Origin of the sequence: Herbaspirillum sp. WGmk3 (genome assembly GCF_023952535.1) — a bacterium.
Taxonomy (GTDB): Bacteria; Pseudomonadota; Gammaproteobacteria; order Burkholderiales; family Burkholderiaceae_D; genus Herbaspirillum; species Herbaspirillum huttiense.
The window spans coordinates 873,507-886,562 of record NZ_JAKYWT010000001.1 but is presented as its reverse complement, the minus strand read 5'-3'; the positions used below and the strand labels follow the sequence as shown (position 1 = coordinate 886,562).

The following is a 13,056-nucleotide window of genomic DNA, read 5'->3' as shown; positions in this document are numbered from 1 at the left end:
CAGTACCGGTCTGATATCGGCTGGACGGATCATCTGCCCGATCGATCGATCAAGGCAGATTGAGCGATGCCGTCGATGAATCCCGACGGCGTGTTTTTCGATCTGCCAAGTAAAAAGAAAAGGTCCGCAGCATCTTGCTGCGGACCTTTTTTGCATGCGGGAAAGAAATGTGATGGCGCTGACTGTGGCGCGCGGCTCAGCGATAGAACGGTTCAACCCGCCCCTTGAGCTTGGTCAGCATGGGATTGCCCTTGCGGTCGAGTGCACGGCCGGCGGGAATCTTGATCCAGCCTTCGCTGATGCAATACTCGCTGACGTTGTTGAATTCCTTGTCGTTGAGCTTGATGCCGATGTCATGCTCGAAGATGGCGGCAACGTAGTGCGGGCTGCGGGGATCGACGCTGAGGCGGTCGGGGAGGGCGGGGCGTTGTGCGGTATCGTTCATGGGCGCGATTATCGGACATAAAAACCGCCAAGACAATGGGCCTCCGACGCCACCCTGCTGCATCCTCCTACCGCCCGCCGGGCATTTTCCGACACCAAGGCTGGCCGCCCGCTGATAGCGCTGGCCTGCGCCTACGCGCATGCTCCATGCATCTGACTTTGCGCGAGGATGTATGCGATCTACCGTCGAGGAAATGCAGGCCGCCCGCTCGGCCGCCCAAGCCTACCGCCACCAGCCCGGCAGCCTGCAGGCCGCGCACGTGTATGCGCAGCTGTTCGTCGCAACGCCCGACGAGGCCGCCCTGGCCATGGGCCGCGACTACCTTGTGCAACAGATGCAGGAAGCGCAGGAGCTGCCCTGCGACCTGCCGCAGGAGCCCGCCGCATTGGCCAGCTGGATCGAAGCGCGCGCCGCCGAAGTCGGCGTTGCCTACGAAAGCTATCTCAAGGAACGCCAGCAAGGCGCGCCGCGCCGCTACTTCAGTGGCCGCGCCCATGCGCTCAATTTCCTGCGCTGCGTGGGCCCGACCAAGATGGTCGATGGCGCCTGGCTCTACAGCGCCATCCGGCGCTGGCGTGATCCGCTGTTCCGTCCGCTGATCCTCACCTATCTGGAAGAGCTGGGCGATGGCGATGCCGCCATGAATCACGTCACCCTCTATCGCAGCCTGCTGGCCGCCAACGGCTGCGAGCACGGACCGGCGTTGTCCGAAGAACATTATGTGCAAGGAGCCATCCAGCTGGGGCTGGCCCATCACGGGGCGGAATTCGAGGCCGAGGTGTTCGGCTTCAACCTCGGCTATGAGCAGTTGCCGCTGCACTTGCTCATCACCGCCTACGAACTCAATGAACTGGGCATCGACCCGTATTACTTCACCCTGCACGTCACCATCGACAATGCCGCCAGCGGGCACGCCCGCAAGGCCGCCGAGGCGGTCGCGCAGGCGGCCGCCCAGGCTGCGGATCCGCAAGTCTTCATGCAGGGCGTGCGGCGCGGTTATCTGCTCAATGAGCTGGGCGCGAGCACGCTGGGCGTGATCGGCTCCTTTGTCCTGCAGGATGAGGTGCTCAGGGTGCTGGCCGAGAAAGCGCCCTTCGGCCGCATGATGCACTCGGACTATTGCCGCATCGGCGGCAAGACGGTCAACCAGTGGCTGGAACAGCCTGACGGCATGGCCACCTTCCTGGCCGAGATGGAAAAGGCCAAGTGGATCACGCGAGGCAAGCCAGCCGAGGAGAGCCGCTTCTGGCGGCTGATCGATGCCGCCGGCGGCCAGATGTTCGGGGTCTTCGAGGGCTACGAAAAGCAGGTCATCCGTGAGTGGATCGAGGACGGTTGGAACGATGGCCGCCGTCAGCAGAGCTTCCGCGCACTGGCGCGCGGCCGTGAGAACGCCGCTGCCGAGGCCCCTGCCGTGCCGGCCGTGGCCTTGGGCGAGGTCGATCTCGATGCGCTGGTGGCCGAGCTGGCACCGGGGCGGCATCATTTCGTGCCCGGTTTGGAGGCGACGCGGCGCTACAGCGAGCGTTACCGGCGTGCATGTGTGGCGTGAGCGCCGCGCGACGCAGCGCCGGTGAGGGGAGCGCAGCGACAGTCGGCTATAATGTCGGGCCTTGGCCGCTGGCCGCCCCGCAGGATGCACGCTCGCAGCCGATGTGAAGTTGCAGGCGCGGAGGCGGCGGCCCGACCCGTCAACCCGCCGGCACTCCGCCGGCTGCTGGAGAAACCATGAACATTCGCGCAAGAAAACGCCTGATCTATCGCCGTCACCGCATCGGCATGCTGATCGCCGCCATTGAATCCCTGATCGCCCTGGAAGAGTCGATCCTCGAAGGCAAGCAGGCTGCTTGAGTCCGCTCAGGCGCGCTGCCAGCAGCGTGATCCGTTGAAGAACCGGCCTTGCAGACAGCAGGCCGGTTTTTTCTTGGGTGCAGCGCCTGTCGATGACCGGGAGACGCTGCGGCATTGACATCCGCGCCAGGCCACCGCAGACCCTCCGTCACCGCGCCCGCGCTGTGGCACAATCGCGGCTCCTTGCTGCGACCGGGATCCGTCCTGCCATGTGCGTCAACTACAAGCCCACTCCCAAATCCATCATCACCGCGTTGACCGGCGCCGACACCTCCGCCACGCCAGACTGGCCCGAGGAAACCTGGCAGGACTACGCCGCCCCCGTGGTACGGGCCGGGCTGCAGGGCGAGCCGGAACTCATCGTCGGCACCTACGGCATGATGCCCCGGCGCAAGCTGCAGGGCGGATTGCAGATCTCCACCATGAATGCCCGCGCCGAGACCATCGGCGAGAAGCGCAGCTACGCCGGCCCTTGGCGGGCCATGCAAACCTGCCTGTTGCCCATGCACTGGTTTTATGAGCCCAATTACGAAGGCGGACGCCCGCAGCGCTGGGCCATCGGCATGGCCGACGACCAGCCGTTCTGCGTGGCCGGCCTGTGGCGCGCCTGGGAGGAGCCTGAAGGAGGGTATGCATTTTCGTTTACCCAGATCACCATCAATGCCGATGCGCATCCCCTGATGAATCGTTTTCACAAGCCGGGCGAGGAAAAACGCAACCTCGTCATCATCCCGCCCGCCGACTATGCGGACTGGCTCAACGTCGGTGATACGGAAAACGCGCGCAGGATGCTGGTCAACTATCCCGCCAGCGCCATGAAGGCCTGGCCTGCGCCCAAGAGCGAAGCGCGGAGCAGCTCAGGGCAGGGTTCGTTGCTCTTTTAAGGGCCAGCCGCTGCCATTTCGCACGCCAGATGTAAAGAATTGTTGACCTTCCCCATGATTTTCTGTGAAATTGCGCGGTGGCATCATTGCCGCGCTCAGGTGCGGCACAGGCAGGACTCACGTCATCATCACAACATCAGGGGAACGCGGCATGCGGATCAAGAGGGCGGGGCCGATGTGGAGGGCATCCGGGTGGGCTGGCGTGCTGCTGGCCAGCGCTTCGCTGCTGGGCCAGGGCAGTGCAGCTGCGCAGGAAGCCACGGCCAGCCAGGCCGGCATCGTCAAGGTCCTGCAAGGCGACGTACGCGCCGAGCGCAGCGGCAAGACCCGCCCGCTGGCCACCGGCGAACGGCTTTATGCGGGTGACCGGGTACTGACCGGTGCCGCCAGTGCGGTCGGGTTTACCTTGCGCGACGATACGCTCATTTCGCTCGGCTCCAACAGCCAGTTCCTGCTCGAACAATTTGCCTACAACGACAAGACCGACGAGGGCAGCGTTGCCGTGCGGCTGACCAAGGGCACGCTGCGCTACGTCTCGGGACTGATCGGCAAGCGCTCGCCGGAGAGCCAGCGCTTGTCGACCCCGACGGCCACCATCGGCATCCGTGGTACCGACTTCATCGTGGAGGTGGCCGGTGAATAAGCCATCGCTCGATTCACTGTACCGGCCGCTGATGCGCTGCGCCTTGCTGGCCGTGGTGACGCTGCTGGCCGCATGTGCCGGGCCGGCGGAACGTTTCGTGTTGCTGCCGCAGGCCGATGGTTCGGCCAGCAGCATCGTGGTCAGGACGGCCAGTGGCGAGACGGCACTGACTTCGCCCTATGCAGCGGTCGAGACGCGCGGCGGCAAGCCCGCACCCACACAGACCCTGTCCGCTGCCGAGGTGGACCGGCGATATGCCGAGGTCATGCGCAGCCTGCCGGCGCGTCCGCGCAGCTACGATCTGCTGTTCGAGCTGGGGACTGACCGTCTGACGCCGGCCTCGCAGGAATTGCTCAAGAAGGCCATCGCTGAAATCAAGGAATTCCCCGCCGGGGAATTCATCCTCACCGGCCACGCCGACAGCATCGGCAGCGATGCCACCAACGACGCCTTGTCGCTGCGGCGCGCGCGCCTGATCGAGCGTGAACTGCAACGGGCGGAGGTCAAGGCCCTGAGCATCGAGGTCATCGGCAAGGGGGCGCGTGATCCGCGCGTGCCGCAGAAACGCGGCGTGGCGGAGCCGCGCAATCGTTTCGTCGAAATCAAGATCAGGTGAGCCGGGCGGCACGCTGCCGATGCAGCGCCGCCTGTCGTCCTGCCATTCTCAGGGGAATCACATGGGCAATCGCGTCTATCTCTACTGCACCGACTTCGAGGGTATGCCCACGGAGGAACAGGCCGACGAATTCTTTACCATGATCGGTACCGAATACGAGGCCACCGCGCGCCTTCCCTTGTTCTGGATGTGCCTGTTTTCCGGGGACGATATTCACGTCTCGTCCGGCCCTGCCACCGAGGGCGAGCACAGTGGCAAGCAAGGCCCTGAAGGTGCGGGGGACGATGATGAGTACGGTGATGATGAGTACGAGGAGGTCGATGAGGATGCGCCGCGTCCGTTTGCCTACCTGGGGTGCGAACGTCTGGCGGGCATCGCCCGTCTGCGCCAGCGCTCGGCGATGCTGCGTCCGGTGCTGGGCGAGGAGCGCCACGCCTTGTACGAGGACTGGATCGCGCGCCTGGAAGCCGAACCCCGGCGCAACATCGTGGTGAACACGGAAGAGCTGGACGGCATGTCCGATGATGGCCAGCTGGAGCAGCAGCTGCGCGCGGCGTATCAGGAACTGGCCGTGATGGATCAGCGGCAGGCATGGCAGATGAGCCCCTTGCTGCATGACCTGGCCGGCCTGTACGAAGAGCAGGCAATCAGCGAGGTAGCCAGCTGGACATTGGCCGGTTCGGCCAACGGCGCCGCACGCTGGCCACCCGAACTGACGCAGCCACAGCAGCCGGAACTGCCCGCCGGGGCGACTGCTGCGTTGCCCGCACCATCGCCGTGGTGGATGTTCTGGAAGCGTTGAACTCCGCAGACGGGTGGAGCTGAACGCAGGTATGCGCCGTCTTTCGGAGATTGCTTATTGTCGAGTTTGATCGTGGACTATCGAATAGCTCATCAATGGCGTGTGCGCGATGCAACTAGGAAATTTCCTGATATTCGCGAAATGATATAAAACATAAGATCACGCCATTGCATCGACCTTTCCATCTCAAGGAAGCATGGCCATGATCCAGTCCCTTCTGCACTACGGCAGCTATCTCGCTGCGTTCTATGCGGCTTATGTCGTGGTCGGCATGGCGTTGACCGGAGTGTTTCTATGGCGTGTGCTTTCGCGCAAGCCGGCGATGCAGAGCCTGCCGGCGAGGGTCGAGCCGACAGCGGGCGACGAATCCCACGCTGCCTTGCATTGAAACCGTAATGAAAAAAGGCCCGGACGCGCGCTCCATCTCCTGGAGAGCGTGTCCGGGCCTGCCCGGGAAGGCAGCGTGATCAGCGTTGCTGTCAGCTGTTCTTGTGACTCTGCTGTCCCGCCTTCACGTGCTGTTCATGTGAACCGCCGCGGCTCGAATCGCCTTGTTGCTGGCCGGAGCCACTGCTGCTCTGGTTCTGCTGGTCGTTCTTGTGGCTCTGCTGGCCGGCTTGTACGTGCTGTTCATGCGAGCCGCCCCGGGTGTTCCCACCTTGCTGCTGGCCGGAGCCGCTGCTGCTCTGGTTCTGCTGGTCATTCTTGTGGCTTTGCTGGCCTGCCTGGACGTGCTGTTCGTGGGAACCACCGCGGCTGTTGCCTTGATTCTGATTCGACATGATGTCACTCCTTGATGAATGCCCTGCGCTTGTGCGCAGTAACTACATCATCGTCCCCTGGCTCCGCCGCAGACATCGGCCAAGCTCCCTTGATCCTGTCGGCTGTGACTGTCGGACGCGTCTCCAATGCAATACATCAGCTTGGCCGACGGGCGCCTGTCATCGCTCTGCGGGTGCAGAGTATGGGCGTTCTGCGCGGACTTACTGCACGGATTCGATGGTGGACAGCAGGTGTTCGAAGGAACAGGGTTTGGTGAGCAGGGCGGAGAACACTTCAAGTGCCTGCCAGGAATTGCTCATGGGAGTGGCACTGAGCAGTACCACCGGAATGGACGAGAAGCGTTCATCGCCCTTGATGCGGGTCGCCAGTTCCAGGCCATCCATCACTGGCATGCGCAGGTCAGTGAGGACCACGCTGACTGCTGTGCGCTCATGGGCCATCAGTGCCAGCGCCTCTTCCCCGTTGCCGGCCTCGAGCACGTGATAGCCGACGCCTTGAAAGACTTCTGCAAAAATGTTTCTGACATCCTTGTTGTCTTCAACGATCAGCAGGGTACGAGCGTGACTGCTCGGATTCATGAAGCGATCTCCGGGTGGATGGGCTGCGTCCTGAGATCAGAACGAACGGCTCCGCGATTATGTGACCGAAATGGTCACGGTTGCATCAGTCAATTCCTGTATCGCGGGAAAATCGCGCTGACATCCTCGTAAGAATATGCGCTTCACCTGCGCGTCAGGTGGCGTGCCGCTAGAATACCGGCTCCGGTGACGTGCCGCGTCGCCCTCATCTGCCAAGGAGCCGCAATGTCTCTGGAAAGCCTGCTGCTGTTCATTCCCTCGTGTTTTGCACTGAACATGGCCTTCGGCCCCAACAATCTGCTCTCCATTACCATCGGCGCCCATCACGGTCTGCGCCCGGCCTTGCTGGCAGCGGCCGGCCGGCTGGTGGCCTTCGCGCTGATGATAGGGGTGGCAGCGGTGGGCATGGGCGCACTGCTGATGGCCTCGCAGATGGCCTTTACGGTGGTCAAGGTGCTGGGGGCGGCCTATCTGATCTGGCTGGGCTGCAAACTGTTCTTCGCCAGGGTGGAGCTGGGCGGCCAGCCGCTTGAGCCGCAGCAGCGCAGTATTGCCGGTTATGTGCGCAAGGAGTTTCTGGTCGCCATCGGCAATCCCAAGGCCATCCTGGTCTTTACGGCATTCTTCCCGCAGTTCGTGGTACCGGAAAATTATTTATCCAGTTTCCTGACCCTGGGCGCGATTTTCCTGGCGCTGGAGGTGGTCGCCATCGCCGCCTATGCCTACGCCGGCACGCGCCTCTCCGGACTGATGCAGAATGCGCGAGGCCTGCGCTGGATGAACCGCATCAGCGGCGGCATGATGATCTTCTTCGGGACCTTGCTGGCATTGGCCAAGCGGCCGGCAGCCTGAGGGACTGCGGTGCGTCAGGAGAAGCTCAGCTCCAGCCCCATCATCTTGGAGATGAAAAAGGTCGCCACACCCAGCACCAGCAGCGAGATCACGAACAGCGCTGCGACTTTCCCGCTGGCGCGCAGCACTGCGTTGCGCTCGGCCTGCTTGCCCTTCTTGCCCTGATCGTAATGCCACTTGATGGCGTAGAACATGCCGATGCCGAGCACGGCGACCTTGAAGATGATGAAGACGATTGGGACCCAATCCATGATGTCGACCATTTGATTCGCTGGAAGAAAAATCCGGTGCCAGCTTTGCGAATCTGAAAGTAGCAGAGGCGAGTCACTGTTTCCGTAACAGTGTCCTGTGCATTCTAACCAAGGCGACGCAGGCGGGTCCAGCAGACATGATCCATACAAGCTGCGGCACTGCACGGGTGCGCGTGTGGCGGCGGGCGCTGCCGTAGCCGGGCGACGCTTATTTCATCAGCACCTGCAACTGGGTCACCGCTTCGTTGACCTGCCCGATCTCATTGATCTGGTCGTTCGCGGAGGTGCTGATGGTCTCGATGATGCCGGTGATGTCGTTGATGGAGTTGACCATGGTGCTCATGGTCTTGCCGGCATTCATGACCAGCTCGGTACCTTGTCTTGCTTCATTGACCGAGCCGCTGATGAGCGTCTTGATTTCGCTGGCCGAGGCCGCCGTGCGCTGCGCCAGGCTGCGCACCTCGCCGGCCACCACGGCAAAGCCGCGGCCATGTTCGCCGGCCCGGGCCGCTTCGACGGCCGCGTTCAGGGCCAGCAGATTGGTACGGAAGGTGATTTCGTCGATCACGCCGATGATCTCGGTGATCTTGGCGGCACTGGCGTTGATGGCGGCCATCTTGTTGACGACCTCCTGCATGACCACCCCGCCTTGTTCCGCGATGGAGGAGGTGGCCTTGACCAGATCGTTGGCCTGCTGCGCGCTGGCCGAGCCCGTGCTCAGTGCTTCGGACAGCCCGCCCACGGCGGCCTGCAGGGTTTGCGTGGCGTGGGTCTGGATGCTCACGTCGGTGGCGTATTTGACCACTTTGAAGACCCGCCCGTCCATGTCGAAGATGGGGTTGTAGTTGGCCTGCAGCCAGAGCGCATCGCCATTCTTTTTCACGCGGCGATACAAGCCGGCATCGTATTGGCCGGCCGCCAGACGCTTCCAGAATTCCTGGTATTGCGCCGAGGCGCGCTCGGCGGGCTCGACGAAGATGGCGTGATGCTTGCCCACGATTTCGGACAGGGAATAACCGACCGCGCGCAGGAAGTTGTTGTTGGCGTGCAGGATATTGCCATTCACATCGAACTCGATTACCGCCCGCACCTTGTTGATGGCGGTGATCTGTCCGGAGAAATCGGCGGCCTGCAGCTGCTGCTGCGTGACGTCGCGCGCGTACTTGACGATCTTGAAGGGGCGTCCCATGGCATCGATGATGGGATTGTAGGTCGCCTGGATCCAGACCTCGTGTCCGGATTTGGTGATGCGGCGATAGAGGCGCTGGTCATATTCACCGCGCCCCAGCTTCTGCCAGAACTGCGCATAGGCAGGCGCGTTGCGCTCTTCCTCGGCGACGAAGATGCGATGGTGCTGGCCTTTGATCTCTTCCGGCGTGTAGCCCATGAGATCGAGGAAATTCTTGTTGGCCTTGATGATCTTGCCATCCAGCGTGAATTCGATGACTGCCAGCGCCTTGTCGATGGCGGCCAGTTGACCCAGCATGTCGGCCTTGCGTTTGCTGAGACGTGAGAAAAACGAGAGCGAGTCGAAGAAAGCCATGATGGGCGTCTGATCCTGGAAATGTTCTTGAAACGCATCTCATCGCCGTCGACGAGATGCGTCCGGTTTTATTGTTGGGGACGTCAGCCGAGGCAGGACTATCGTTGTCTCATGCCACGCGGGACCTGCCCCGATTTCGCTTCCCATTCTATGAGTCGCGAGGGAGAAATCCATCGGGGATTTCCTGATGAACTGGCAACAAATAGTCGACTCGGGTTAACATGCGGCCAGCATGGTAACAAGACAGAAAAAGGCAGCACCCCGCAAGCGGGCCACCTCCAAAAAAAGCAGGCAGAAGGGACTGGGATCATTCAGTCGCTTTCTGATTTCCTTCACCAGCACGACGATCCTTGTCTTCGGCATCGCCAGTTGCGTCATCAACCCGCACCTGACGGATGGCCTGCGCGAGCGCTTCAGTCTGCCGCACCTCGAATTGCCGGCCGAGAGCGCGCCTGCCCCGGTGCGGCAGGCCGAGCCGGGGCACACGGTTGCGCGTTTTGCGCAATGTCCGCAGTTCTTCCCCGGCGCGCAGCCGCCGCAATTGCCTGCGGGTGCGCATTTGCGGGAATTGTGTTTCAGCGCGTTTGCGGTGCTCTACAACAGTCAGACCAAGACGCCCTTCGTGGTAGCCGAGCGGCTGAACCGGACCGCTCTTCTGCATGCGCGCGAGCAGCATCGCACGGACCGCTTCTACCCGGAGGCGCGGCTGCCGCGCGCCGAGCGCGCGGAACTGGACGACTACCGGGGATCGGGGTATGCGCGCGGCCACATGGCGCCGGCCGGCGACATGTCCACACCGGAGGCGATGGCCCAGAGTTTTTCGCTGGCCAACATGGTCCCTCAGAATCCGAGGAACAATTCCGGGCCCTGGTCCAAGATCGAACGGGATACGCGCAAGTACGTGATGCGGGCAGGCGGGGATGTTTTCGTGTTCACCGGGCCGCTCTTCGATGCGGCACCGGCCACGATCGGGCGGGGCCACATTGCCGTCCCGGCCCGCTTGTTCAAGCTGGTGGTTGACGCCAGCACGGGCAGGTCATGGGCGTATATACAGGCCAATCGCGCCGATACCGAGGTGGGAGCGCCGATCACTTATGAGGATTTCGTGCGGAAGACCGGGTTGCGCTTGCTGGGGCAGGGGGCGGGGCGGGGTTGAGCACGTCGGTCCCATCTCCTGCTAAAGTTGCGGGTGGCCGCGAGCGGATGATGCAGGCCGGACGTCTTTCCAACGAGACCGACGGTATTGCCACCATCCGCGCATTTTCAATGAGCTTCAAGGATGAAAATGAAAAGCAGCTTGAAACGGACCCTCCTCGCAGCCTTTCTGGTTAACGCGCCGTTCGTGTCGATGGCGCAGGCATCGGCTTCATGCGACGCCTGCACGGGCGATGCAGGTGAGCCGCAACTGTGTGCACCCGCTGCCGTCGACGGTCTTCAGCGGGTGTCGTTTCCCGACGCCGTGATCGCCCAACATCGTACACACCGCAACACTTTGCTGGCCGGCTACAACAAGGACGAGAACCGTCTGGCCGTCACTTTTTTTCTGTATGACAGAGTGGCAGACAGTGACGAGGAGGACGTCAAGGAAGCCATCGATGCGTCCAGGGAAATTCTGTCTGTGCATCCTGGCAGCAAACTCCAGATGGGAGGTCCGGCCTCCCTGCCGCTCGGCGGCGAGAACAAGCGTGGCAACGGTGCCATGATGATCTGGCATGAAGGCAGCGACGATTACGCATCCTTCTTGTGGGTTTTGCCGATGGAGAAGCGGTTCATGAAGGTGCGGGCGACCTACGTGCGACCGCGCGGCGGCGAGGTTGAAGCCATGAGATCCGCGATGGATACCGTGAAATCCTTGTCAGACCAGGTTTGTCGCTGAGTTGCTGGTGAGCGCGATCATCCGATGAAGAATGACGAAAAGAGAGAGAAGAACTGGAAGGTCCTGTACACCAGGCCGACCAAGCTTGCCCGGGCGAAGCAGCTTGGGATGGAGTATCCGAGAGTTTCCGATGCGGAACTGAGAAAAGTGCCGCGTCGGAGACCGGTGAGCGGATCAATGTGCTTTTCGTGTGCAGCAGGAATCAGTGGCGAAGTCCCACTGCGGAAACCGTCTGGCGCAATCACCCGCAACTGAACGTGCGCTCTGGCGGAACCAGCCCGAATGCACGACACCACGTGTCCGAGAGTGATCCGCGTTGGGCTGACGTGATTCTGGTGATGGAAGAAAAACATCGCTCACGACTCAAGGCCGAATACACTCGTTTGCTTGAGTTCAAACCGGTCCATGTGCTCGATATTCCGGACGATTACAAGTACATGGATCCGGAACTGATCACGCTGCTGCAGCAGGCGGTGCCCGCAATTCTGATGCTGGAGCAGGACCGCTGACTGACCGGCGACGGCACGTTCGGCGTGACGTTCACCATCTGCCAATGGCAGTGATGCAAGCACATGGCAAACTCCTGCCTGCACCATCACGACATGTTTGCCATGTTCGGGGACCTTGCCTGTCCGCGGTCGGCCATGACCAGTAGTACTGACTGGGTCAGGTCAGTGATTTGTCAGAGCAATGTGCGACGATCCGTAGGTACGCATCGTCAAGAGGGCAAGAGGTCCAGTCCACGGACTGATGCGTGCGATGAGGGATTGGCTTCCGGCATGTCTGGTCGGGAGTGCATTCCTGTGATTTGCGAGCACGCACCTACCCATTTCTCAATATTCCGTATGCGCAGAGGACTACCCGGTCTGGTCAGGCAGATGATCGCTTCTCTGTTCCATTATCCGTTGCCTGTCTTTCATTGCACGGCGCGCGCTGGCAACAGCGCTGAAATCCGTGTGCAGGGACGCGTTGGAAACCATATAAATGGTATAAAAAATATTGGCTTCCTGCGACGGGCCGCCGTGATGCTGTGCAAGCTGGCGCTTGTCGCCGGGCTGTTCCATGCGGCGCAAGTGCGTGCCGAACCGGTGGTCATCGAGCTCCGTGGAGACTCTACCGGCCTGGGCATTGATGGAGGGTTGCTGGCCAAAAATACTTCCGACATCCGCGTGGTATCGCAACCTCCTCAGGCATTCATTCATCTCGCCGGGGTGGTCATTCGCAATGTCTCGGTCAGCGGCGAGTCCACGGCGACGATGCTCAATGGCCATTTTTCCGGCCATCCGTGGGAGCAGGCTGCGCAAGGCGACTGCGCCGACATCGTGATTTTCAATTACGGAATCAACGACAGCCTGACCTTGGACGAGAAGACCTACGCAGACAATCTGGAAACCCTGATTCGTATTTCAAGGGACAACAATCTGGAAGTCTTCCTGCAGACACCGAATCCATCCAGGCTCACGAAGGTTGCGAACTATGCGCAAATCATGCGTGATATCGCCCGCAAACACGGCATCAGCCTCATCGATGTTCAGCAGTATCTTTCTGCGCGCATTCCTTCCGGACAGCTCAGGAACTTCATGCCTGACGGCATCCATCCCAACCAGGAGGGCTATGCGCTGATCGGAAAATTCATGCAGGGCAGGCTCAGGGATCTGCTGTTGAGGCGCAATCTCATCGCGCTGACGCGGGGCGATGCTCATGCGGTGCTGCGCGATGGCGTCTGGCATGGCCGCTTCTCGTACGGACGCAGGCCTGCATTGGGGCAGGCGGCAAACTCCTGTCAGAAAAGGCGGACCTGATGCTCGCTGCTTGATGGCAAATCTCTCTTCACACAACCAATGGAGGCAGACTGCGATCTTGCAGCGTTGCATGCGGCGCAGCCAATGAACACCGGCGGACCACCTCTGCAGGTCGCCACAGCGAGATGCC

Annotated in this window: 17 protein-coding genes; 12 read left to right on the top strand and 5 right to left on the bottom strand. The window is 61.6% G+C overall.

The window, feature by feature from the left end; all coding sequences use genetic code 11:
* Nucleotides 1-196: 196 nt before the first annotated feature.
* On the bottom strand, nt 197-445 hold the full coding sequence (locus tag MKD49_RS03905; RefSeq protein WP_034334548.1) for a DUF3297 family protein: 249 nt from the start codon (nt 443-445) through the stop codon (nt 197-199).
* A 172-nt stretch (nt 446-617) separates the two neighbouring features.
* On the opposite strand from MKD49_RS03905, the gene MKD49_RS03900 reads away from it, so the two are divergent.
* The 7 genes from MKD49_RS03900 (at nt 618) to MKD49_RS03875 (ending at nt 5,629) form a co-directional block, all read left to right on the top strand.
* Entirely contained in the window at nt 618-1,997 is a 1,380-nt protein-coding gene (locus MKD49_RS03900) for an iron-containing redox enzyme family protein (protein ID WP_252695525.1), read from the top strand.
* A gap of 176 nt (nt 1,998-2,173) precedes the next feature.
* Complete coding sequence (locus MKD49_RS26410) at nt 2,174-2,296, top strand: hypothetical protein (RefSeq protein ID WP_255475323.1); 123 nt, start codon at nt 2,174-2,176, stop codon at nt 2,294-2,296.
* A gap of 209 nt (nt 2,297-2,505) precedes the next feature.
* Nucleotides 2,506-3,180, top strand: coding sequence for an SOS response-associated peptidase (locus MKD49_RS03895; protein WP_252695524.1), 675 nt, complete (start codon nt 2,506-2,508; stop codon nt 3,178-3,180).
* A 175-nt stretch (nt 3,181-3,355) separates the two neighbouring features.
* Nucleotides 3,356-3,823 (top strand): FecR domain-containing protein, encoded by a 468-nt coding sequence (locus MKD49_RS03890; protein ID WP_252695523.1) that lies wholly within the window; start codon nt 3,356-3,358, stop codon nt 3,821-3,823.
* Nucleotides 3,816-4,439: an OmpA family protein gene (locus MKD49_RS03885; protein WP_371925429.1), complete on the top strand. Its 624-nt coding sequence runs from the start codon at nt 3,816-3,818 to the stop codon at nt 4,437-4,439. Before MKD49_RS03890 ends, MKD49_RS03885 begins: the two co-directional genes overlap by 8 nt.
* 61 nt (nt 4,440-4,500) lie before the next feature.
* The gene (locus MKD49_RS03880; RefSeq protein ID WP_252695522.1) at nt 4,501-5,241 is read left to right on the top strand and encodes a hypothetical protein; all 741 of its coding nucleotides are present in this window, start codon (nt 4,501-4,503) and stop codon (nt 5,239-5,241) included.
* Nucleotides 5,242-5,443: 202 nt separating this feature from the next.
* Nucleotides 5,444-5,629, top strand: coding sequence for a hypothetical protein (locus tag MKD49_RS03875; RefSeq protein WP_232729560.1), 186 nt, complete (start codon nt 5,444-5,446; stop codon nt 5,627-5,629).
* A gap of 91 nt (nt 5,630-5,720) precedes the next feature.
* Here the strand turns inward: MKD49_RS03875 and MKD49_RS03870 are convergent, their stop codons facing one another.
* Nucleotides 5,721-6,023, bottom strand: a complete 303-nt coding sequence (locus MKD49_RS03870; protein ID WP_034333405.1) for a hypothetical protein — start codon at nt 6,021-6,023, stop codon at nt 5,721-5,723.
* 201 nt (nt 6,024-6,224) lie between these two features.
* Entirely contained in the window at nt 6,225-6,602 is a 378-nt protein-coding gene (locus MKD49_RS03865; protein ID WP_252695521.1) for a response regulator, read from the bottom strand.
* A 225-nt stretch (nt 6,603-6,827) separates the two neighbouring features.
* On the opposite strand from MKD49_RS03865, the gene MKD49_RS03860 reads away from it, so the two are divergent.
* Entirely contained in the window at nt 6,828-7,454 is a 627-nt protein-coding gene (locus tag MKD49_RS03860) for a LysE family translocator (protein WP_121043231.1), read from the top strand.
* 14 nt (nt 7,455-7,468) lie between these two features.
* On the opposite strand, the gene MKD49_RS03855 is transcribed toward MKD49_RS03860, so the two are convergent.
* Together MKD49_RS03855 and MKD49_RS26515 are read right to left on the bottom strand one after the other, a co-directional pair.
* Nucleotides 7,469-7,705, bottom strand: coding sequence for a hypothetical protein (locus MKD49_RS03855; RefSeq protein WP_252695520.1), 237 nt, complete (start codon nt 7,703-7,705; stop codon nt 7,469-7,471).
* Nucleotides 7,706-7,913: 208 nt separating this feature from the next.
* The gene (locus MKD49_RS26515) at nt 7,914-9,248 is read right to left on the bottom strand and encodes a PAS domain-containing methyl-accepting chemotaxis protein (protein ID WP_305882115.1); all 1,335 of its coding nucleotides are present in this window, start codon (nt 9,246-9,248) and stop codon (nt 7,914-7,916) included.
* A gap of 232 nt (nt 9,249-9,480) precedes the next feature.
* Between MKD49_RS26515 and MKD49_RS03840 the strand changes: the two genes are divergently transcribed.
* From MKD49_RS03840 to MKD49_RS03825, 4 genes are all read left to right on the top strand, one after another.
* Complete coding sequence (locus MKD49_RS03840; protein WP_204725869.1) at nt 9,481-10,404, top strand: DNA/RNA non-specific endonuclease; 924 nt, start codon at nt 9,481-9,483, stop codon at nt 10,402-10,404.
* Nucleotides 10,405-10,527: 123 nt separating this feature from the next.
* Nucleotides 10,528-11,124 carry a hypothetical protein gene (locus MKD49_RS03835; RefSeq protein ID WP_252695519.1) on the top strand — a complete coding sequence of 199 codons (597 nt, stop codon included), beginning with the start codon at nt 10,528-10,530 and terminating at the stop codon, nt 11,122-11,124.
* Nucleotides 11,125-11,420: 296 nt separating this feature from the next.
* Nucleotides 11,421-11,633, top strand: a complete 213-nt coding sequence (locus tag MKD49_RS03830; RefSeq protein WP_252695518.1) for a protein tyrosine phosphatase — start codon at nt 11,421-11,423, stop codon at nt 11,631-11,633.
* Nucleotides 11,634-12,002: 369 nt separating this feature from the next.
* Nucleotides 12,003-12,926, top strand: a complete 924-nt coding sequence (locus tag MKD49_RS03825) for an SGNH/GDSL hydrolase family protein (protein WP_252695517.1) — start codon at nt 12,003-12,005, stop codon at nt 12,924-12,926.
* The last annotated feature ends 130 nt before the right edge of the window (nt 12,927-13,056 follow it).